A 21,511-nucleotide genomic window follows, 5' to 3' on the forward strand; every position below is an offset into this window, starting at 1 on the left:
AATTCTTAAGCTTTACGATTCTGTAATGCGATAAAGAGGATCAGCACCCCACCCCATAACGCCATGGTCAGGTAGCTACTCACCCCCAGCAAATTCAGGCCACTTTCCAGTAATTGCAGCACCACCAGCGCTAAGATCAGGCCGATAATGCGACCAAAGCCGCCATCTGGATTAATCCCGCCCAGTACCGAGGCTAGAATAGTCACCAACAGATAGGACTCACCATAACCGGCTTTGGCTGAGTTAAATTTCGCCATCATCAAAATGGCCGCCCCCCACCCCAACAGGGCTGACAGGATATAGACCGCGACCTGCACCCGATGGGTGTTCACACCACTAAAGCGGGTCGCCTGCTCATTGGAGCCGACCAGATAGATACTGCGCCCCAGAGTGGTGTGTTCCAGCAGTACCCACAGCCCCGCCGACACCAGTAAAAATAGGATCATCGCCACCGGAATACCGGCAATATCACCGCTGCCAATGTACTGAATCACTGGCGGGAAACCTGAGATCACATCACCATTGGACAATAAGATATTGAGGCCAGTAATCAGGGTCATGGTGCCCAGGGTCGCCAGAATAGGCGACACACCGACGACCGAGATCAGTAGCCCATTCAAGGTGCCAATCGCCACCGCCACTAACAATCCCGCCACCAACGCCAGCAGCAGAAACAGCGGTTGATCGGGGTGACTGACAATAATGGCCGCCATCACTAATGCGCAGGCATTGGCACCCGCAATGATGGATAAGTTAATACCGCCCGTCAGCATGGTCAGCCCCATTCCCAGCGCCAACATGCCTAAAATCGGCAACTGCGATGAGATCGACTGGAAGTTACCCAAGCTGAAAAAACGCTGCCCTAGGGTCAATGAGAAAGCCAACATCACCGCCAGCAGAATCAACAGTTGCAGCCGGATAATGCGGTCATCGGGGATAATTCGGTTTATCCAGGTCATATCACTGCTCCCTCAACAACTTGCGTTTTTCATTCCATGCGGTGGTACTAATGCTCACCAAAATGATCACGCCGCTGAAAACCGTATGCCAGTAAGAAGAGACACTCAGTAGCGTCAGGCCGTTTTGCAAAAATGCCAGCAGCATCACGCCCAGCACAGTACCGGTCAGTGTTCCCCGACCACCACTCATACTGGTGCCCCCCAGCACCACAGCCGCCAGCACAGTTAACTCGAATCCCATCAATGAGTTAGGTGCAACCGATTGGGATATCTGCGCCTGAACCACCGCCGCGACACCTGCCAATATGCCCATGTAGCCATAGACATACAGATGTAGCCGCAGAATGTTAATCCCCAGACGGGAGGCGGCATCTTTGTTGCTGCCCATGGCGAAGATCTGCCGCCCAATGCGGGTGTAATTCATCAATACGCCAGTGAAAATAGTGGTGGCGGCCAGACAAAATAGCGGGAGTGTCAGGCCATAGTCGTAGCCATCACTGCCAGTAAACGAAAACCAGTTAATCCCGGTCATAAACCAGTCAGGGAAGCCGTACAACCAGGTGCCGTTGGTGATATAAACCAGTAAGCCGTAGAACAGATTCAGCGTGGCAATGGTGATAATAATCGCCGGGACTTTTAGCCAATAAACCAGCAACCCATTAATCATCCCCAGAACCAAACCGACTGCCATAGCCAAGATGAATGCCAGCGCGAAGCTGCCGCCATGGGTAATCACCCACGAGGCCATCACATATTGCGCAATCGCCGTGACCGCAGGGAAAGAGATATCAATACCACCAGCAATTAGCACCACAAACAGACCGCAGGCTAAAATACCCAAAATGGCATAGCTGGTGGCAACATCGGTTAAGTTGCCCAACGTCAGGAATTCAGGGCTTTTCACACTCAGTCCGATTGCCAGTAACAGCACCAGCAGACCCAGATAGAACTCATGGCGGCCCGTGAGCTGCCGCAGTTTTAGCTTATCCATTGACCACCTCGGCGATCTGTTGTTCGGTGCACTGATGCGGATAAAACTCGGCTACCAGTTCACCTTTGCGCATCACCAACACCCGATGGCTGTTGTAGTACGCCTCTGGAATCTCGTCACAAATCATTAATACCGCCATACCCTGCGCCGCCAGTGCCTTGGCAATGTGGTAAATCCCCTCTTTATTGGCGATATCAACCCCCACCGTCGGTGAGTCGAGAATCAAAATACGCGGCTGTGTCGCCACCCATTTGGCAATGGCGATCCGCTGCGCATTACCGCCGGACAGGGTTTTGACTGGCAGCGCAGTATCGGAAACTTTGATATTCAGATCCCGCACCAGCTGTTTTACCAGCGCGGCAGCTTTGGGGTGATCCAGCAAGCCACTGCGGGTATGCAATTGATCGAAAATCGACACAATTGTGTTGTCATAGATCGACTGCTCCATGATCAAACCTTGCGTCAGGCGATCTTCGGAGACATAGCCGATCCCCTGGCGGATCGCGTCACGATTATGGCGAAAACGTACCGCCTCACCAGCGACACGTATTTCGCCACTTGAAGGCTGGGTCATGCCAAACAGGCTCAGACACAGCTCAGTACGGCCCGCCCCCAGTAAACCGGTGATCGAGACAATCTCGCCCTCATGCAGGGTCAAATCGATATTGCGGAACTGCTCGCCACGGCTCAGTTTTCTAACCTCCAGTAGCGGTGCTGCTCTGGCGGCCAACGGCGGCAATTGGCTGTAAGTAAAGCGCTGGCCAGTCATGCGGAACGCCAACTCATGGCTATCTAATTCGCTGGCAGGCCAGGTGCCAATCAGTTGGCCATCGCGCATCACGCTGATCCTGTCGGCGACTTCCATCACTTCATCCAAACGGTGGCTGACGAACACCACGCAGATGCCTTGCGATTTCAGGTCGCGCACCACGTTCAGCAAACCTTTCACTTCCTGGCTGGTCAGCGAAGCGGTTGGCTCATCCATAATCACTAAGCGGGCATCTGCGGCAATCGCGCGGCAGATAGCCACTAACTGGCGGTCAGCAATGGAGAGTTGCTCCACCTTTTTATCGGGATCGAGGGTGACACCCACGCGCTGCATGGCGGCCAGCGCCCGATCGCGCATGCTTTTACGTTTCACCCAGAAGTCGCCGCCGGGCAGATAGCGGTGGACGGCAATGTTTTCTGAGACGGTTAAATTGGGGAACAGCGACAAGTCTTGGTAGATAACCTGTACGCCATAGAAGAGTGAGAGTTGCGGCGTAAGCTGATGGAACAGCTTGCCGTCGATCAGGATGCTTGCGCCTTTCTCTGGCTGATAAACCCCTGAAATCACTTTGATAATGGTGCTCTTGCCGCAGCCATTCTGGCCTGCCAGGCAGTGCACTTCCCCTTTGTTCAGTGTGAGATTCACCTGATCCAGCGCCAGCACGCCGGGGAATCGCTTACTGATATTTTCAAGCGTGATAAATGCGTTGGCCTGAGTCATGACAATACCTTCCCTAACGCCATAGGCATGGCGCTATTTTGCAGCCATTCAGTGGGGGTGGAGAGGGCAGTGAGGCTGCTTTCCCACTGCCTGTTTTACTACTGAACCCAGCGAGTTCACTGGTTATTCCCTGATGTGGCGTCTGAAAATCAGAAACCTAAAGTTTTCGCATTGTCTTTGGTGACTTCAAGAATTTTATTAAAACGGATCACCCCTTTTTCGCTATCAACATCCGCTTTACCCAAACCGTCGATGGTCAAATCCGGCGTCACTTTCTGCCCTTTCAGCAGTTGATCAGCAATCTGTACCACCGCAAAACCGGCATCTTTCGGGTCCCACAGCAGGGCTTTTTTGATATCACCGCGCATCAAGTAAGGCGCCGCCTGTGCTGGCATCGCAATACCGACAACCGCTATCTGATCCTTAGCCCGTTTCTTGGCAACCGCTTGACCGGCACCAATCGGCCCCAGAGAACCAAAGCCAATAATCCCTTTCATTTGCGGATAGGTTTTCATCAGATCCAGCGTGGTGGAGTACGATTTATCAATATTCTCCGCCACTGGCAGACGTGGGGTGACTTCGAACATCTCAGGGTATTTTTCTTTCTGATATTTGATGGCGTAATCTGCCCAGGCGTTATGCAGTGGCACGGTCAGCGAGCCGACATAAATGGCATAGCCCCCTTTGCCGCCCATGGCTTTTGCCAGTTCATCCATATTGGCCTGCGCATATTTTTCGCTGTCGATGGTTTCAACATCCCACTGCCCAATGCGCTGATCCGGTGATTCATGGGTCAGCACCACAATGCCCTTCTCTTGGGCTTTTTTCAGTACCGGCTCCAGCACTTTGGCATCGTTCGGCACCACAATGATGGCATCCACATTTTTGGCGATCAGATCTTCAATAACTTTAACTTGTTGTGCTGGATCGGGCGTCGCTGGCCCCACTTGGTAAGCATTCACATCTAACTTTTTCGCGGCTTCATTGACGCCCACTTCCATGCGCGTAAACCATGGAATACCGGTAACTTTTGCCACGACGGCAATTTCAGGTTTTTTCTCTGCCATCGTTTGCGTGGTGAACAGCATGCATGCAGAAACAACACATGCATTCAGTAATGCGAGATTAAATTTCATAGCAATACCTTCTTGTTTTCTTTCAGATAACGGGTTGGTTGCAGGGTGAAGAGTCAGTGGTGTTGCAAAGTGAGTGTTTTATTTTCATGTGACTGCTTTTCACACACAGAAGATTAACAAAAGAACACAAGAGGCTGCGCGATGAGGCAGAGTGAACTGTGATGCAAGCCCAAAAAGGTAAAATATACTGAGTTATTTGGTTAAATATTAGTTAATAAAATAATAGGAAGAACAAAAGCGATCAAAAAAAGAGAGATATAACACCATTAATTAACAAATAATTAACCAATTGAGAGCAAAATGATTTTCCCGAGCATGATGTAGCACGCCAATAACCACCTATTCTCGGCGGCTAAAACCACCATTGTTCGGAACTGAGATAAAGATCCCATTTCGCGCACAATGTGTGAATACAACTCCCCTTTCAGGGCCTCGTTTTCTACTCATAGCGGTAGCACGGGCGCAGTTTATATCGAGATAACTCACCCCATACCTCCTACATTGATCTTTTTCTTTCATTTATCGCGAATATGATATAATTACCTGAAAGCTACACTCGCTAACCGATAGCCTGCCTTTATGACCATTCACGACGCGATCCCCGCTTTTAATGTAAAGATTGCGTCAATTGTCCTCTTTTCGAAAAAAATAATTGGCTCCAGTGTCTGACGATATGTACCGCTATTGAGTTATATCCTTATGCGTTACACACTCGCACTTAACGCATCACGATAGAGTTCCCATGATAAAACCGCAGAAATTTCATATTTCCCTGCTTCACCCGCGCTATTGGCTCACCTGGTTTGGCCTTGGTTTGCTGTTTCTGTTAGTCCAACTGCCCTACCCGGTGCTCAACAAGCTGGGGCTTTGGCTAGGGCGCACCTCAATGCGTTTCCTCAAGCGGCGGGTTTCCATCGCACGACGTAATCTGGAACTCTGCTTCCCAGATATGGATCAGCCAACCCTTGAGCGCACCATTGTGGGCAATTTTGAATCCTTGGGTATGGGGCTAATGGAGACCGGTATGGCCTGGTTTTGGCCCGATGCCCGCATTAAGCGCTGGTTTACCGTCTCCGGCCTGGATAACCTGAAAAAAGCGCAAGAGGGCAACCGTGGCGTGTTGGTGATTGGCGTACACTTTATGTCGCTGGAGCTGGGTGGCCGCGTGATGGGGCAGTGTCAGCCGATGATGGCGATGTACCGCCCACACAACAATAAAGTGATGGAGCTGGTACAAACCTGGGGCCGGATGCGCTCCAATAAAGCCATGCTCGACCGCAAAGATCTCCGTGGCATGGTGCAGGCATTGAAGAGAGGTGAAGCGGTATGGTTTGCACCGGATCAAGATTACGGCCCGCGTGGTAGCGTGTTTGCACCGCTGTTCGCCGTCGATCAAGCCGCGACCACCAGCGGCACCTTTATGCTGGCTCGTTTGGCAAAACCGGCACTGCTGCCGCTGGTTTTACTGCGCAAACCAGATGGCCGTGGCTATGAGTTGCTGATACAGCCAGCGCTGGAGGATTACCCCATCGACGATGAGATTGCCGCCGCCAGCTATATGAATAAGGTGATTGAACAAGAGATCTTGCGCGCGCCAGAGCAATATCTGTGGTTGCATCGCCGCTTTAAAACCCGCCCTAGCGGGGAACCATCACTGTATTGAATGCATTCAATCTATAAAGCATCCAACAGAATCTAACCCGCGCCAAATGCGGGTTTTTTACTGCCTGAACCCGACGACAGCTCCCTTTGCATAACTGTACCCATTTCTTTCACCCCCCCTGCACTAAAAAGCATCAAGCTGCCGATAAATGCGCCCTTTAAGTGCATCCTGCCTCGTCAGAAATTACCTACAAAGAGGTAAGCCCCAGTCATTCGCTCTCTAAGCAATGAAATGCAACTCTGGCATCCCATTTGCTAATACCAAACTGGCTACATGCCAACAGACAGCGACGGTGCATCACCGGTGCGCCACAAAATTAAAATAGGTTCGACTTTGCCTCACAGGACGCTTTCATGAAAAAAACTATCATTTCAACGCTGGTGGCTGCCGCCTCATTAGTGGCATTAGCGGGTCAGGCCCACGCGGGTACTACTTTGGATGCGGTGAAGAAAAAAGGTTTTGTGCAGTGTGGTATCAGTGATGGCTTGCCCGGCTTCTCTTACGCCGATGCCAGCGGCAAATTCTCCGGTCTTGATGTTGATGTCTGCCGTGGTGTGGCTGCCGCCATCTTCGGTGATGCAGAAAAAGTCAAATATACCCCGCTGACCGCAAAAGAGCGTTTTACCGCCCTGCAATCCGGCGAAGTGGATATTTTGTCCCGTAACACCACCTGGACTTCCTCTCGAGATGCCGGTATGGGGATGTTATTTACCGGCGTGAACTATTACGACGGTATCGGCTTCCTGACCCACAATAAAGCGGGGCTGAAAAGCGCCAAAGAGCTAGATGGGGCCACGGTCTGTATTCAGGCCGGCACGGATACGGAGTTGAATGTCGCTGACTACTTTAAAGCCAACAAAATGCAATACACACCAGTCACCTTCGACCGCTCCGATGAGAGCGCCAAAGCGCTGGACTCAGGTCGTTGCGACACACTGGCCTCTGACCAATCCCAACTCTATGCGCTGCGTATCAAGTTAGGTAAACCAGACGAATTTATCGTCTTGCCAGAAGTTATCTCGAAAGAGCCGCTGGGGCCAGTTGTGCGCCGTGGTGACGAAGATTGGTTCGCCATCGTCCGCTGGACACTGTTTGCCATGCTGAATGCGGAAGAGATGGGGGTGACCTCGAAAAACGTCGAAGCACTGGCGGCGAAACCGACTACACCGGATATGGCCCACCTGTTAGGTCAGGAAGGCAATTACGGCAAAGATCTGAAAGTGCCTAACGATTGGGTGGTTAAAATCGTCAAACAAGTGGGTAACTACGGCGAAAGCTTTGATCGCAATGTCGGTATGGGCAGTGAGCTGAAAATCAAACGTGGGCAAAATGCGCTGTGGAACAGTGGTGGCCTCCAGTACGCGCCACCGATTCGCTGATGACAGATGCAGTTGTTGATCTCTCCGGCAGGTTCGCCCTGCCGGATGTATGACCCAGACCGAGGCCCACACTATGTCACAACGCCCAACCGTCAAAGGTGCCTTTTCGCTGACCAATCCAGCGGTGCGCGCCTGGCTGTATCAAATTATTGCGCTATTGATACTGATCGGATGCGGTGCGTACCTGATTCATAACACCATTACCAACCTATCAACCCGGGGCATCACCTCCGGCTTTGCCTTCCTGAACAACAGTGCTGGTTTTGGCATTGTGCAGCACCTTATCGACTATGAGCAGGGCGATACCTATGGTCGCGTGTTCTTGGTCGGGCTATTCAACACCTTGCTGGTTTCAGTATTGTGCATCTTCTTTGCGTCGATACTGGGCTTCTTTATCGGGCTGGCGCGTCTGTCTGACAACTGGCTATTACGTAAACTGTCGACTGTCTACATCGAAACCTTCCGCAATATCCCGCCGCTGCTGCAAATTTTCTTCTGGTATTTCGCGGTGTTACGCAATCTACCGGGGCCACGGCAGAGTATGGATGCCTTCGGTGTCGCATTTCTGAGTAATCGTGGCTTATATTTGCCGTCACCGGAATTTGCGGCCGGTTTTATCCCTGCGCTGGTCGCCGTGCTATTGGCGGTTGCCGCCATCATCGCCCTCTATCGCTATAACCATTTCCGCCAGCGCCATACCGGCCAATTCCACCGCACCTGGCCGCTGGGGCTGTTGCTGCTGATTGCCCTGCCCACATTGGCTCACTTAATGTTTGGCCCGGCGCTGCACTGGGATATCCCCGAACTACGCGGTTTTAACTTTAAAGGCGGCTTGGTGCTCATCCCTGAGCTGGCGGCCCTAACACTGGCGCTGTCGGTTTATACCTCAACCTTTATTGCGGAAGTGATTCGCTCTGGCATTCAGTCTGTGCCCTATGGCCAGCATGAAGCCGCGCGATCACTGGCGTTGCCCAATACCGTCACCTTGCGTCAGGTTATTTTGCCGCAGGCGCTGCGGGTCATCATTCCACCACTAACCAGCCAATATCTGAATATCGTCAAAAACTCCTCACTGGCTGCGGCCATCGGCTACCCCGATATGGTGTCGCTGTTCGCCGGTACTGTGCTGAACCAAACCGGTCAGGCGATAGAGACCATCGCCATCACCATGTCGGTCTACTTGGTTATCAGCCTATCAATTTCATTTTTAATGAATCTCTACAATCGGCGTATTGCGCTGGTAGAGCGCTAAGGGGAGCGAATGACGATGACATTAACCCGCGAACCACCCAGCACTGTGCGGCCGGGTAACCCGTTGAGCCGAATGGTCTTTTGGGCCAGAAAGAATCTCTTTTCCAGTTGGAGCAATAGTCTGCTGACCTTGCTCTGTCTGTGGCTGATGTGGCAGTTGATTCCGCCGCTGCTGAATTGGACGATTTTTAACGCCAACTGGCTAGGTACATCACGCACCGATTGCACTCGCGAAGGTGCCTGCTGGGTATTTATTCATGCGCGCTTTGGCCAGTTTATGTATGGCCTCTACCCCATTGAGCAGCGCTGGCGCATTAATACCACGCTAATCATCGGATTACTCACGCTACTCCCACTGTTCTGGCGCGCGATGCCACGTCGTGGCCGCTATCTGGCGGTCTGGATAGTGGCCTACCCACTGCTGGTCTGGGTGATGTTATATGGCGGCTTTCTGGGGCTATCCCGCGTGGAAACCCGTCAGTGGGGCGGCCTGACGCTGACGCTAATCATTGCCGCCGTCGGTATTGCTGGCGCACTGCCGTTGGGTATTTTACTGGCGCTGGCCCGCCGCTCGAGTATGCCGGTAGTGCGCATTTTGTCAGTGGTGTTTATCGAGTTCTGGCGCGGGGTGCCGTTAATTACCGTGCTATTTATGTCCTCGGTCATGTTACCGCTGTTTATGACCGAAGGCACCAGCATCGATAAGCTGATCCGCGCCCTGGTAGGGGTGGTGCTGTTCCAGTCAGCCTATGTGGCGGAAGTGGTGCGCGGCGGGCTACAAGCTCTCCCCAAAGGGCAGACCGAAGCCGCAGAATCACTGGGGCTGGGCTACTGGAAAACCCAAGGGCTGGTTATCTTGCCACAAGCCCTGAAAATGGTCATCCCTGGGCTGGTGAACACCATTATCGCCCTGTTTAAAGATACCAGTTTGGTGATCATCATTGGTCTATTTGATCTCTTCAGCAGCGTGCAACAAGCCACTGTCGATCCCGCCTGGCTGGGGATGTCAACCGAAGGCTATGTCTTTGCCGCCACGGTTTACTGGATTTTCTGTTTCAGCATGTCGCGCTACAGCCAGCATCTGGAAAAGCGCTTTCACACCGGACGTTCCACACATTGAGGCATAACATGAGCGACAATCAGCCAATTCTCGACGATAAGATGATGATTACGCTGGAAAACGTCAATAAGTGGTACGGGCAGTTCCACGTATTGAAAGATATCAATTTGCATGTGCGCCCCGGCGAACGCATTGTGCTGTGCGGCCCTTCCGGCTCCGGCAAATCCACCACTATCCGCTGCATCAACCATCTGGAAGAGCATCAGCAGGGCAAAATCATGGTGGATGGCATTGAGCTGAATGATGATTTGCGTAATATCGAGCGAGTGCGCACCGAGGTCGGCATGGTGTTTCAGCACTTCAATCTGTTCCCGCACTTAACCGTGATGCAGAACTGCACACTGGCCCCAAGCTGGGTGCGCAAAATGCCGAAGCAAGAGGCGGATGAACTGGCGATGCACTATCTGGAGCGGGTGCGGATTGCCGAGCACGCCCATAAGTTCCCCGGTCAGCTCTCCGGCGGGCAGCAGCAGCGCGTGGCGATAGCTCGCTCTTTGTGCATGAAACCCAAAATCATGCTGTTCGATGAACCCACCTCGGCACTGGACCCAGAAATGGTCAAAGAGGTGCTGGATACCATGATAAGTCTGGCGCACGAGGGCATGACCATGCTGTGTGTGACCCACGAAATGGGCTTTGCCCGCACCGTCGCCGATCGGGTTATTTTTATGGATCGTGGTGAAATCGTGGAGCAAGCACCGCCAGCGGAGTTTTTCTCTCATCCGAAATCAGAGCGCACACAGGCGTTTCTGGCACAAGTTATCCACTAAATTCATTACGTTGGGTGTTTTCATTGAATATTTATGGGTGAGGTCTCCTCACCCTTTTTTCATCCGGCTACTGCGCAATAATCAAGTAATCCATTGAACTTAATAAATTATATAATCTAAATATCGGTAACATTATCTTTCATAAAACAACTACTGTTAAAACCAGTGATATTATAACTTTTACTTAGCCATCAAAAATAAGTAAATAATAACCTTGCCGATAGAAGGTAATCGTTATTTAATGACTTCACACCCCTATAAATAACACAACATCGACAAATATTAAGCTGTTAATTAATAAAATTAGCAAGAGTGAAACTCGATGAAAGAAGATATATCACAAACACTTAACGTCCTAATACGATTTTGGGCACAGAGTTCAGAACCTTGGGGGGTGAAAGATAATAAGTCACAGTTTATTTATGCAAATAAAAAATATCATCAATTACTGGCATTACCTGATGGTTTTTCTGTGGAAGGACGATTAGATGGCGAACTGCCAGCATCAACCTCCGAGTTTCAAACTGAGTTTCAAGCGCATGACCGTAAGGTGGAATTATTAAAGGATCGATTAACATCACTTGAAATACATGCATTTGAAGGCAATGCCTATATGCAACCTTGGTTTTTTGATAAATGCCCCATAATCGATGAAGATGGAGTATCGGTAGGAACGATATTCCATGGTCGAACAGTGGACAATATGGCATTAAGCCATTTAAGCAAAATACAAATACCTACCTCACTTGTCTTTACGCCCCCCTCGACTCTATTTTCCAACAGAGAGTGGGAGGTGCTATTTTACCTTTTACACGCCTATCCAAGTACGGAGATCGCCAATAGGCTGTATCTATCAACCAGAACCGTCTGTAATATTATCCAGAGTATTTATCGGAAAGCTGGCGTCTCCAGTAAGCAGCAGATTATCGAATATTGCGATGCAAAAAACATTAATAATTATATTCCGCAAAGTTTTTTTAAACACACTGGCTCATTTCTATTTATGCCGAAAAAGTCCAATGTCGATTAAGTTAACTATTTATCACGTCAGCAACCATTGTCAGGGCGCTATTTACCTCAATAAATGCTATTGCCACCATAAATACTATTACCTAAATAACTACTATTACCACAATAAATGGCCGATAAGTGGGCATCAATCACCGTAATAATGCCGACTAACATCATCACCAAACTAGAGACTACGCCCTCCTGCGGCCCGATCTCATAGGCTTTCGCAGTACCCGCGCCATGGGAAGAGGCCCCCAGCCCCGCGCCTTTTGCCAACCCACTACGCACTGATAGCCGCAGGAACAGCCGGCCGCCAGACAGCAGCCGGATGAGGGGAACTAACTCTCTTTTTCGATCAGCAGCGCTTCCAGCAGATCTAAATCGTGCAGCAGTTTTTGCAGAGTTTCATTGCTGATTTTCTGGGTAGCGCGCAGATGATACAGTTCACCACGCTCGGCCCGCAGCGCGGTTAAGCGGAAGCGTCGCTCCAGATTTTCGATCAATAAGGTGCTCTCGACTTCATCCTTGCTGCCCGTGCGCCGTCGCAAAGTGCCGATGACCCGTGAACTGACCTCTTTGAGCAGCTCTGGATCGATATTCTCCTCACTGCTGGCCGCCAGCCGCTCTTCCATCTTATTTAGGCTGACAATCGCCACTTCTGCCGCCGCCGCCCGTGCCAGGCGAATCTCTTCACGGCTGGCGTTTTTATCTGCCATGACCACACCGCGCAGTAATGGCGGCAGAGCAATGACCCCGACAATGACCGACAGCAGGATGACACCAGTGGCGATAAACACCAATTGGTAGCGGGATGGGAAAGCTGAGCCATCGCCAAGGAATAACGGAATCGACAGCACACCGGCGAGGGTAATCGCCCCACGGACTCCGGCGAACGACGCCACCCACAGCTCGCGAGTGGTGTAGTTGCTAAACTCCAGTGGCCGTCTCTTCAGTAAGCGCTTACTGATTCTTTTCATCGACCACAGCCAGCTAAAGCGCAACACCAGCAGTGCGCCGTAAATGATGGCAACGTCAGCAAACAGATTCCAGGTTTGAATGGTCGGGTCCAGCTCCGCCTGCACAATCGAGGTTTCCAGAATCCCCGGTAATTGCAGCCCCAACAGGATAAACACCATGCCGTTGAACACGAATTCCAGCATCGACCAGACGCTATCAGCACGTAACCGCATCGTCAGCGGGGCATTACGAATCACGCCAGACTGGCTGATAGTCATGCCCGCCGCCACTGCCGCCAGGATACCGGAGACACCAATATGCTCGGCAATCAGATAGGAGGCGAAAGGCAACAACAGCAGTAACACGATTTGTGTCGCCGGATCATCACCACTCCAGCGGCTCATCAGGCGCAGCGATTTACTGTATAGCCAGGTGACTGCTACACCAGCCAACAAGCCGCCGATGGCCACTTTCAGAAACTCTAACGTGGCACCGGAGACGGTAAATACCATGGTGCCCATCGCCACCGCGATAGCAAACTTCAGCGCCACCAGACCGGAGGCGTCATTCATCAACGCCTCCCCTTCTAATACGCCCATAATCGATTTCGGAATGCGCCCTTTCCCCACGATACCGGACAACGCCACGGCATCGGTTGGCGACAATACCGCCGCCAGCGCAAAGGCCGCCACCAGCGGGATACCCGGCACCATCCAGTAAATCAGGTAGCCGATACCCACCACCGTGACCAGCACTAAGGCCAGTGCCAGACCCAAGATCTCCCGCCCATGATGGATAAACTCCCGCGTCGGGGTTTTCCAACCATCAGCAAATAGCAGTGGCGGAATAAACAGCACCAGGAATAATTCTGGGTCAAAATCGACATGCAAACCAAAGTGGGGCCAGGCTAACAGGGCGCCACAGACAATCTGCATCAGTGGGAGGGGGATTTGAAACGGCAACATTCGGGTGACAACGCCGGAGAGCGATACCACCAGAATCAGAATGAGGATTGTAAAAAAGATTTCCATGCTTTCCTTAGACTCAACTCAACTCAACACTACCTATACCCAATAGATTGAAAATTGCGGGGTATGATACAAAAACTGATAGTACTCGCCCGTCAACAGGGCCAACACGCAGCTTTTGATAGTAGATCACTTTTTTATTAAATGGGGAAAAAACCTGTCACAGAGAGCAGGAAAACACAAAAAATGGGGAGATTGCCGTGGTGGTAATATTGGGGACAGGGCGTCCCCAATAGTTGTGGAGTTAAATCGCCCAACCGCCGGCATAGAATGCCACCAGCGCAACCGCAATAATCACGGTGCCGATGTTCAGTTTACGCCATTCGCCGGAACAGATTCGGCCAATCACCAGTGAACTGAAGCCCAGCATAATGCCGGTCACGATATTACAGGTCAGCACGATAAATACTGCGCAAAGCAAGCCGGACATCGCATCAACAAAGTCGTCGAAATCCAGTTTAGACACGTTGCTCAGCATCAGTAAGCCCACGTACATCAGGGCCGGTGCCGTAGCGTAAGCCGGAACCAAATAGGAGAGCGGCGAAAGGAACAGCATGAACAGGAACAGCACACCGACCACCGTGGCGGTCATACCGGTTTTGCCACCTGCCGCCGTACCCGCAGCAGACTCGATGTAGACCGCAGCAGGGGCCGCGCCTACTAAACCAGCAAAGATGCTGCTGACGGAGTCAGAGGTCAGCGCTTTGCCGCCACTGATAATTTGGCCATCTTTGTCCAGCAAGTTAGCCTGACCCGCCACCGCACGGATGGTGCCCGTGGCATCAAACACCGCAGTCATGACCAACGCCAGCACGCTTGGCAGCACCACAGGTTTCAGCGCCCCCATAATATCGAGGCTGAAAATCAAAGAGTCGCCGTTGGCATCAGCCAGGCTAGGCATGGCGAACAGCCCTTGGTAGGTCACACTGGGGTCAAAAATCAGGCCAATAATTGAGATGCCGATAATCACCAGCAGAATACCACCTGGCACCCGCAGTTTTTCTAAACCAAAAATCACCGCCAGACCCAATAACGTCATAATCACCGGGAAAGAGGTAAATGCGCCCAGCGCCACTGGCAAACCTTCAATTGGGTTTTTGATAACCAGGCCGACACCATTCGCCGCAATCAGCAGCAGGAACAGGCCGATACCGATACCGGTGCCATGCGCCACGCCCATCGGCAAGTTACGCAATATCCACGAGCGGATCCCGGTAACAGAGATGATGGTAAACAGCACCCCCATCAGGAATACTGCGCCCAATGCCACAGGGATACTGATATGTTGGCCCAATACCAAACTGAATGCGGTAAACGCGGTCAATGAGATGGCGCAACCAATCGCCATCGGCAAATTCGCCCATAAACCCATCAACAAAGAACCCAAGCCCGCGACTAAACAAGTTGCGACAAACACCGCTGTTGGCGGGAAGCCTGCTTTGCCCAACATGCTCGGCACCACAATGACCGAATAGACCATAGCCAAAAAGGTCGTCAGACCGGCCAGCACTTCCTGGCGTACATTACTGCCACGTTCACTAATTTTGAAAAATGCATCAAGCGAACTTTTTGGCTTTGCTGCCGTGTTCGCTTGAGGATTGGTGCTAGACATGGTTATGTCCCCTGTGTGTGTCATTTTAAAGTCGTCAGCGAGCCAGGCGCCTTTTCCATACGTAATCGTTTCCGTCGCTGCCGATTAACTCGTCAACTCCCCTCACACCGAAATGGCGGAGGAAATAGCAAACGATTAGCTGGAAGTACGCATGACTGAAAAAAAATCGAGATTTAGGGCAGATGTCATTTAAGGCAAACGATTATCTAGCCAATAGCAGTGACTAATCAACACCAGATAGCGACATTTAATGCATTTTTTAACATTAATTTGTCCGTAAGCATCAAATCGAGGGCAAACGAAAGTGTGAGCGGCCTCACACCCATTTACCTTGAGTGACCTTTGATACTTAATCGCCGGAGATCAGCTCTCCAATTTGTAGGCACCCCCCTTATCAATCGCCTGCTTATAGGCGGGGCGTTGATGAATCCGCACTAAGAAATCTTGCAGTTTCGGGCAACCCGCAAGGCCACCACGGCTGTTGATGGCCTCAATAGGGAAGCTCATTTGGATATCTGCCGCACTGAAATCGCTGCCCGCAAACCATTGATGTTGGGTGAGATGCTGCTCCAGATAATCGCGGTGCGTGGCAATTTGCTTATTCAGATAATTTTTCTGTACCCCATTGCCCAACGCCTTGGCGACCGGGCGAATAATCCACGGCACTGGCGGCCCGCCCAGTCGGCTGAAGATAAGCTTCATCACCAGCAGCGGCATCAATGAACCTTCCGCATAATGCATCCAGTAGCGAAACTGCTGGCGGTCATAATGACCCGTCGGCTTAAACAGCCCCTGCGCATCATAGGCTTCCTGCAAATATTCGATGATTGCACCTGACTCAGCTAGCGTCAGATCGCCATCAGTGATTACCGGTGATTTACCCAGCGGATGGATTTTTTTTAGTTCAGGGGGTGCCAGCAAGCTGCCCGGATCGCGCTGGTAGCGCTTCAACTCATAGGGGACTTGCAGCTCTTCTAGCATCCACAAAATACGCTGTGAACGTGAATTATTCAGATGGTGGACAATAACCATAACCAAGCTCCATATGTAAGCGACCAAGAAAGTGACGACACTAAAGGAGTGAGTATAGTCGAGTGCCAGATAACGCTATTTATTCTGGTATCATCATAAAAACAGCCTTTAAATTGTAATTCACAATAACAACCTAAAAGATGTATTGCCTGTTGACAACTTATAGTATGTATTTTCCTTTTACAGCTTATTAGTTGTATTGTAAAATTACAGTTTATATGCTGTATTATGCTATTGCACACCATTCCCTGCGGAGGTCTTGATGGACTATCCTATTAAAATTTTGAGTCAATTGCGCCCTACGTTAATTGGCTTTCGAAAGAATAAAGGGCTGACTCAGGCCAGCCTGGCACAACTGTTAGGCATCACCCAACAGTCCTATGCAAAGCTTGAGGCTAATCCTGCATCGGCCAGTGTTGGACGGCTTTTTAAAATATTGCATCTTTTAGATGTCGAACTGATCCTTGGTGAGAAAAGAAACGCCAGCTCGCATCCCAGTAAAACTCACCAGTCAGAAAAAAGTCAGGCGATAAATTTACCGTCAAAACAAGAGGATTGGTGATATGACTCGTCGAACTCAACGGCTCAATATCTGGATGAACGGCCAGCAAGTTGGCTATTGGGAAAAAAACGAGGTGAAGAATTACTGATTTATGCTCAGGAATGGCTAGCAAACGAACAAGGCCGCCCGTTGTCATTATCATTGCCTTTTACGGCCAATAATCAGCCCTATAAAGGCGATATTGTACGAGACTATTTTGATAACTTATTACCCGACAGCGATGACATCCGGCGACGCCTGGCAACCAAATATCACGCGGAGCATCAATCCTTTCGATCTACTGTTTGAACTAGGAAGAGATTGTGTCGGGGCAATACAATTACTCGCCAATGATCCCCCCGCCGATCTGTTCTCTATCCAACAACGGCCACTAACAGAGAGTGATGTAGCGCGTATCCTACGAAACTCATGGTCTGACAATGCATTTGTGCGCCCTGAACACGATGAAGATCTCAGATTATCTATCGCAGGGGCACAAGAAAAAACCGCACTTTTGTTTCACGATCATCAGTGGTGTCTTCCTTATACCACCTCACACCACTTTATGATGTGCTATCAACCCATCCGATTATCGGCTCGGGCCGTAATCAAATTGCGGCCCCAAAAATTAAGTTAGCGATGGCGGTGAGAGGGAGTAAAAATTACTATTTCATTAACCAGATACAGCGGCATCATTGGCGAAAACAGGCTGAACTTGTTGGGTTAGGAGCTGTTCTTGCTGACTTAGCAGAAAGTATCCTGACCGGTCTTCATCGACAATGTGACAAAATAGCGGCGATGCCTTGACTGGTCAGTACAAAAAACCCAGCTATTACACTGGGTTTGATTTCTCTGTTTTTAGACGACAGGGATCAGAATGGGATATCGTCGTCGAAATCCATTGGTGGCTCATTGCCGCCTTGCGGTTGTGCTGCGGGGGCAGACTGAGCAGGGCGTGAAGTCTGACCGCCGCTGAACTGCTTGCCACCTTGTGGCTGTTGAGGTTGACCCCAACCGCCTTGCGCGCCGCCATCTTGTGGTGCACCACCACCTGCCGGAGCACCGCCGCCTTGACGGCCACCCAGCATTTGCATAGTACCGCCAACGTTAACCACAACTTCAGTGGTGTATTTCTCAACACCAGCCTGATCTGTCCACTTACGGGTTTGCAGTGCGCCTTCGATGTAGACCTGAGAGCCTTTACGCAGGTATTCACCCGCTACTTCAGCCAGTTTGCCGAACAACACCACACGGTGCCACTCCGTCTTCTCTTTCTGCTCGCCGGTTGCTTTATCACGCCAGCTTTCGGAAGTGGCCAGGGTGATATTGGCAACAGCGCCGCCGTTAGGCATGTAGCGGACTTCCGGGTCTTGGCCCAAATTCCCGACCAAAATCACTTTGTTTACGCCTCTGCTGGCCATGTTAACTCTCCTGATGAAGTAAATTTTGTACAGTATAAACGAGTAAGTTTAACACGCTAACTACCAAAGGGCACAACTGATCATAAGTGCGTAATGCATTACAGATTTCTCGCGTAATCTCTCTTAATTGCACTCGGATACTGGATATCCATTCAGGTTTTTTTGTGTCATAATTATCCGTTTCGTACTGGCTGTGTCCTTTTTTTGGCGTTGCGAGGCGCACATTTTTGCTTTTTCTAAAGTGTGTTTTCATGGCAAACGGGCGCGAAAAAGGCACAGTGAGAGGCTCAGCAAATCCGGGAAATGTTTGAATGGATAATATCGAAGTTCGGGGCGCTCGCACCCATAATCTTAAGAATATCAACCTGATTATCCCGCGCGACAAACTGATTGTTGTCACCGGTCTATCGGGTTCAGGCAAGTCCTCACTGGCTTTTGATACCCTGTATGCCGAGGGGCAGCGCCGTTATGTTGAGTCTCTCTCTGCCTATGCGCGCCAATTTCTATCGCTGATGGAAAAACCGGATGTCGACCATATTGAAGGTCTTTCACCGGCGATCTCCATTGAGCAAAAATCGACCTCCCATAACCCACGTTCCACCGTGGGAACCATCACAGAGATCCATGATTATCTGCGCTTACTGTTCGCCCGTGTCGGTGAACCGCGCTGCCCTGATCACGATGTACCGCTGGCAGCCCAAACCGTCAGTCAGATGGTGGATAACGTCATCAGCCAGCCGGAAGGCCGCCGCCTGATGCTACTGGCCCCCGTGGTAAAAGATCGCAAAGGCGAACATACCAAAACGCTGGAAAATCTGGCGATGCAGGGCTATATCCGGGCGCGGATCGACGGTGAAGTTTGTGATCTCTCTGATCCACCAAAATTAGAGCTGCAAAAGAAACACACCATTGAAGTGGTAGTCGATCGCTTTAAAGTGCGTGAAGATCTGGCGCAGCGCCTGGCCGAGTCATTTGAAACCGCACTGGAGTTATCCGGCGGCACTGCCGTGGTGGCGGATATGGACGATCCCCACGCCGAAGAGTTGCTATTCTCCGCCAACTTTGCCTGCCCGATTTGTGGCTATAGCATGAGTGAGCTGGAGCCGCGCCTGTTCTCCTTTAATAATCCGGCCGGTGCCTGCCCAACCTGTGATGGTCTTGGCGTGCAACAGTTCTTTGATCCCGACCGCGTGCTACAAAATCCTGAGTTGTCTCTGGCGGGTGGCGCTATCCGTGGCTGGGATCGCCGCAACTTCTATTACTTCCAGATGCTACGTTCACTGGCGGATCACTATAAGTTTGATATCGAAGCGCCATTTAACTCGCTGGATACCGCAATACAAAAAGCGGTGTTGTATGGTTCCGGCAAAGATACCATTGAGTTCAAATACATAAACGACCGTGGTGATACCACCGTTCGCCGCCACCCCTTCGAAGGGGTGCTGCACAATATGGAACGCCGCTATAAAGAGACGGAATCCAGTGCGGTGCGCGAAGAGTTGGCGAAATTTATCAGCAATCGCTCCTGTGCCTCGTGTAGCGGCACACGTCTGCGGCGAGAAGCGCGTTATGTTTTTGTCCAAAACACCACCTTGCCAGAGATTTCAGAACTGAGTATTGGTCACGCGCTGACCTTCTTCCAAAATATGAAACTAAGTGGTCAGCGGGCGCAGATTGCTGAGAAAATACTGAAAGAGATTGGTGACCGACTGAAGTTCCTGGTTAACGTCGGATTGAATTATCTCTCATTGTCGCGCTCGGCTGAAACCCTGTCCGGTGGCGAGGCACAGCGTATCCGCTTAGCCAGCCAGATTGGTGCGGGATTGGTTGGCGTAATGTATGTGCTGGATGAACCCTCCATTGGCTTGCACCAACGTGATAATGAACGTTTGCTGGAAACATTGATTCACCTGCGCAATCTGGGTAATACCGTGATTGTGGTGGAGCATGATGAAGATGCGATCCGCGCCGCAGACCATGTGATTGATATCGGCCCCGGTGCCGGTGTGCATGGCGGCGAAGTGGTGGCAGAAGGCACCGTAGATGACATTATGGCTGCGCCAAATTCATTGACCGGCCAGTTCCTCAGCGGCAAGCGGGAAATTGCTATTCCAGCGCAACGGGTCGCCGGAGATCCGAGCAAAGTGTTAAAACTGATTGGGGCCAGCGGCAACAACCTGAAAGATGTCACGCTGACACTGCCTGTCGGGCTATTTAGCTGCATTACTGGTGTTTCTGGTTCCGGTAAATCGACACTGATCAATGATACTTTATACTCCATCGCCCAAAGCCAGTTGAACGGCGCCACCACCAACGAACCCGCGCCATACCGCGAGATTCAAGGGCTGGAGCATTTCGACAAAGTTATCGATATTGACCAAAGCCCCATTGGCCGCACACCACGTTCTAACCCTGCCACCTATACCGGCATCTTTACGCCAATCCGGGAACTGTTCGCGGGCGTGCCTGAATCACGCACTCGCGGTTATACTCCGGGCCGCTTCAGCTTTAACGTCAAAGGCGGTCGTTGCGAAGCCTGTCAGGGTGATGGGGTGATTAAGGTCGAAATGCACTTCCTGCCGGATATCTACGTCCCTTGCGACCAGTGTAAAGGTAAGCGCTATAACCGTGAAACGCTGGAAGTTAAGTACAAAGGCAAGAGCATTCACGAAGTGTTGGCGATGACCATCGAAGAGGCGCGTGAGTTCTTTGATGCCGTGCCAGCACTGGCCCGTAAGCTGCAAACCTTGATGGATGTTGGCCTGTCCTATATTTGTCTGGGGCAATCAGCGACCACTTTATCTGGCGGCGAAGCGCAGCGAGTCAAACTGTCGCGAGAGCTATCGAAACGCGGCACCGGCCAGACGCTATATATTCTGGACGAACCGACCACCGGCCTGCATTTTGCTGATATTCAGCAGTTGCTGGCGGTGTTGCATCAATTGCGGGATCAGGGCAATACCATTGTGGTGATTGAGCATAATCTGGATGTGATAAAAACCGCGGACTGGATTGTCGATTTGGGGCCAGAAGGTGGCAGTGGCGGCGGCGAGATTTTAGTCTCCGGCACACCAGAAACTGTCGCAGAGTGCGCCGCATCACATACCGCCCGCTTCTTGAAGCCATTGCTGCAACGTAAGTAGCACCTCAA

The 21,511-nt window shown here is 51.1% G+C and carries 16 protein-coding genes and 2 pseudogenes; 9 read left to right on the forward strand and 9 right to left on the reverse strand.

The window, feature by feature from the left end:
* Positions 1-5 precede the first annotated feature (5 nt).
* The 4 genes from HRK25_RS04350 to HRK25_RS04365 form a co-directional block, all read right to left on the reverse strand.
* Positions 6-959 (reverse strand): ABC transporter permease, encoded by a 954-nt coding sequence (locus HRK25_RS04350; RefSeq protein WP_005271323.1) that lies wholly within the window; start codon positions 957-959, stop codon positions 6-8.
* Between the two features lies 1 nt (position 960).
* Positions 961-1,950 (reverse strand): ABC transporter permease, encoded by a 990-nt coding sequence (locus HRK25_RS04355; protein ID WP_032896604.1) that lies wholly within the window; start codon positions 1,948-1,950, stop codon positions 961-963.
* Positions 1,943-3,439 carry a sugar ABC transporter ATP-binding protein gene (locus tag HRK25_RS04360; RefSeq protein ID WP_005271308.1) on the reverse strand — a complete coding sequence of 499 codons (1,497 nt, stop codon included), beginning with the start codon at positions 3,437-3,439 and terminating at the stop codon, positions 1,943-1,945. The genes HRK25_RS04355 and HRK25_RS04360 overlap by 8 nt, the downstream gene beginning before the upstream one ends.
* Before the next feature lie 149 nt (positions 3,440-3,588).
* Positions 3,589-4,575 carry an autoinducer 2 ABC transporter substrate-binding protein gene (locus tag HRK25_RS04365; protein WP_032896602.1) on the reverse strand — a complete coding sequence of 329 codons (987 nt, stop codon included), beginning with the start codon at positions 4,573-4,575 and terminating at the stop codon, positions 3,589-3,591.
* A gap of 742 nt (positions 4,576-5,317) precedes the next feature.
* Here HRK25_RS04365 and lpxP point away from each other — a divergent pair.
* From lpxP to HRK25_RS04395, 6 genes are all read left to right on the forward strand, one after another.
* Positions 5,318-6,238, forward strand: a complete 921-nt coding sequence (gene lpxP, locus HRK25_RS04370) for a kdo(2)-lipid IV(A) palmitoleoyltransferase (protein WP_005271302.1) — start codon at positions 5,318-5,320, stop codon at positions 6,236-6,238.
* A 353-nt stretch (positions 6,239-6,591) separates the two neighbouring features.
* Positions 6,592-7,617, forward strand: a complete 1,026-nt coding sequence (locus HRK25_RS04375; protein ID WP_005271300.1) for an amino acid ABC transporter substrate-binding protein — start codon at positions 6,592-6,594, stop codon at positions 7,615-7,617.
* A 73-nt stretch (positions 7,618-7,690) separates the two neighbouring features.
* A complete protein-coding gene (locus tag HRK25_RS04380) occupies positions 7,691-8,869 on the forward strand; it encodes an amino acid ABC transporter permease (RefSeq protein WP_032896659.1) in 1,179 nt (392 codons plus the stop codon).
* Between the two features lie 15 nt (positions 8,870-8,884).
* Entirely contained in the window at positions 8,885-9,988 is a 1,104-nt protein-coding gene (locus HRK25_RS04385) for an amino acid ABC transporter permease (RefSeq protein ID WP_032896657.1), read from the forward strand.
* 8 nt (positions 9,989-9,996) lie between these two features.
* Positions 9,997-10,758, forward strand: coding sequence for an amino acid ABC transporter ATP-binding protein (locus tag HRK25_RS04390; protein ID WP_005271294.1), 762 nt, complete (start codon positions 9,997-9,999; stop codon positions 10,756-10,758).
* 322 nt (positions 10,759-11,080) lie between these two features.
* A complete protein-coding gene (locus HRK25_RS04395; protein ID WP_005271291.1) occupies positions 11,081-11,788 on the forward strand; it encodes a helix-turn-helix transcriptional regulator in 708 nt (235 codons plus the stop codon).
* Between the two features lie 96 nt (positions 11,789-11,884).
* Here the strand turns inward: HRK25_RS04395 and HRK25_RS04400 are convergent.
* From HRK25_RS04400 to HRK25_RS04415, 4 genes and pseudogenes are all read right to left on the reverse strand, one after another.
* Positions 11,885-12,084, reverse strand: a pseudogene (locus tag HRK25_RS04400) (LrgB family protein); the annotation flags it as partial.
* Positions 12,085-12,107: 23 nt separating this feature from the next.
* Entirely contained in the window at positions 12,108-13,757 is a 1,650-nt protein-coding gene (locus HRK25_RS04405; RefSeq protein ID WP_005271285.1) for a Na+/H+ antiporter, read from the reverse strand.
* 241 nt (positions 13,758-13,998) lie between these two features.
* Positions 13,999-15,366 (reverse strand): NCS2 family permease, encoded by a 1,368-nt coding sequence (locus HRK25_RS04410; RefSeq protein WP_005271282.1) that lies wholly within the window; start codon positions 15,364-15,366, stop codon positions 13,999-14,001.
* 363 nt (positions 15,367-15,729) lie between these two features.
* Positions 15,730-16,398 carry a glutathione S-transferase family protein gene (locus HRK25_RS04415; RefSeq protein ID WP_005271278.1) on the reverse strand — a complete coding sequence of 223 codons (669 nt, stop codon included), beginning with the start codon at positions 16,396-16,398 and terminating at the stop codon, positions 15,730-15,732.
* A 262-nt stretch (positions 16,399-16,660) separates the two neighbouring features.
* Between HRK25_RS04415 and HRK25_RS04420 the strand changes: the two genes are divergently transcribed.
* Positions 16,661-16,960, forward strand: a complete 300-nt coding sequence (locus tag HRK25_RS04420) for a helix-turn-helix transcriptional regulator (RefSeq protein WP_005271275.1) — start codon at positions 16,661-16,663, stop codon at positions 16,958-16,960.
* Position 16,961: 1 nt separating this feature from the next.
* A pseudogene (locus HRK25_RS04425) lies at positions 16,962-17,746 on the forward strand (HipA N-terminal domain-containing protein).
* A 65-nt stretch (positions 17,747-17,811) separates the two neighbouring features.
* Here HRK25_RS04425 and HRK25_RS04430 read toward each other — a convergent pair.
* On the reverse strand, positions 17,812-18,360 hold the full coding sequence (locus tag HRK25_RS04430) for a single-stranded DNA-binding protein (protein ID WP_032896598.1): 549 nt from the start codon (positions 18,358-18,360) through the stop codon (positions 17,812-17,814).
* A 311-nt stretch (positions 18,361-18,671) separates the two neighbouring features.
* Here HRK25_RS04430 and uvrA point away from each other — a divergent pair, with 311 nt between their 5' ends.
* Positions 18,672-21,503 carry an excinuclease ABC subunit UvrA gene (gene uvrA / locus HRK25_RS04435; RefSeq protein ID WP_005271262.1) on the forward strand — a complete coding sequence of 944 codons (2,832 nt, stop codon included), beginning with the start codon at positions 18,672-18,674 and terminating at the stop codon, positions 21,501-21,503.
* The last annotated feature ends 8 nt before the right edge of the window (positions 21,504-21,511 follow it).

The organism is Yersinia bercovieri ATCC 43970 (assembly GCF_013282745.1).
Classification (GTDB): Bacteria; Pseudomonadota; Gammaproteobacteria; order Enterobacterales; family Enterobacteriaceae; genus Yersinia; species Yersinia bercovieri.

Coding starts and splice junctions, on each gene's coding strand:
- HRK25_RS04350 (WP_005271323.1), bottom strand. CDS start 959: ATGACCTGGATAAACCGAATTATCCCCGATGACCGCATTATCCGGCTG.
- HRK25_RS04355 (WP_032896604.1), bottom strand. CDS start 1,950: ATGGATAAGCTAAAACTGCGGCAGCTCACGGGCCGCCATGAGTTCTAT.
- HRK25_RS04360 (WP_005271308.1), bottom strand. CDS start 3,439: ATGACTCAGGCCAACGCATTTATCACGCTTGAAAATATCAGTAAGCGA.
- HRK25_RS04365 (WP_032896602.1), bottom strand. CDS start 4,575: ATGAAATTTAATCTCGCATTACTGAATGCATGTGTTGTTTCTGCATGC.
- lpxP (WP_005271302.1), top strand. CDS start 5,318: ATGATAAAACCGCAGAAATTTCATATTTCCCTGCTTCACCCGCGCTAT.
- HRK25_RS04375 (WP_005271300.1), top strand. CDS start 6,592: ATGAAAAAAACTATCATTTCAACGCTGGTGGCTGCCGCCTCATTAGTG.
- HRK25_RS04380 (WP_032896659.1), top strand. CDS start 7,691: ATGTCACAACGCCCAACCGTCAAAGGTGCCTTTTCGCTGACCAATCCA.
- HRK25_RS04385 (WP_032896657.1), top strand. CDS start 8,885: ATGACATTAACCCGCGAACCACCCAGCACTGTGCGGCCGGGTAACCCG.
- HRK25_RS04390 (WP_005271294.1), top strand. CDS start 9,997: ATGAGCGACAATCAGCCAATTCTCGACGATAAGATGATGATTACGCTG.
- HRK25_RS04395 (WP_005271291.1), top strand. CDS start 11,081: ATGAAAGAAGATATATCACAAACACTTAACGTCCTAATACGATTTTGG.
- HRK25_RS04405 (WP_005271285.1), bottom strand. CDS start 13,757: ATGGAAATCTTTTTTACAATCCTCATTCTGATTCTGGTGGTATCGCTC.
- HRK25_RS04410 (WP_005271282.1), bottom strand. CDS start 15,366: ATGTCTAGCACCAATCCTCAAGCGAACACGGCAGCAAAGCCAAAAAGT.
- HRK25_RS04415 (WP_005271278.1), bottom strand. CDS start 16,398: ATGGTTATTGTCCACCATCTGAATAATTCACGTTCACAGCGTATTTTG.
- HRK25_RS04420 (WP_005271275.1), top strand. CDS start 16,661: ATGGACTATCCTATTAAAATTTTGAGTCAATTGCGCCCTACGTTAATT.
- HRK25_RS04430 (WP_032896598.1), bottom strand. CDS start 18,360: ATGGCCAGCAGAGGCGTAAACAAAGTGATTTTGGTCGGGAATTTGGGC.
- uvrA (WP_005271262.1), top strand. CDS start 18,672: ATGGATAATATCGAAGTTCGGGGCGCTCGCACCCATAATCTTAAGAAT.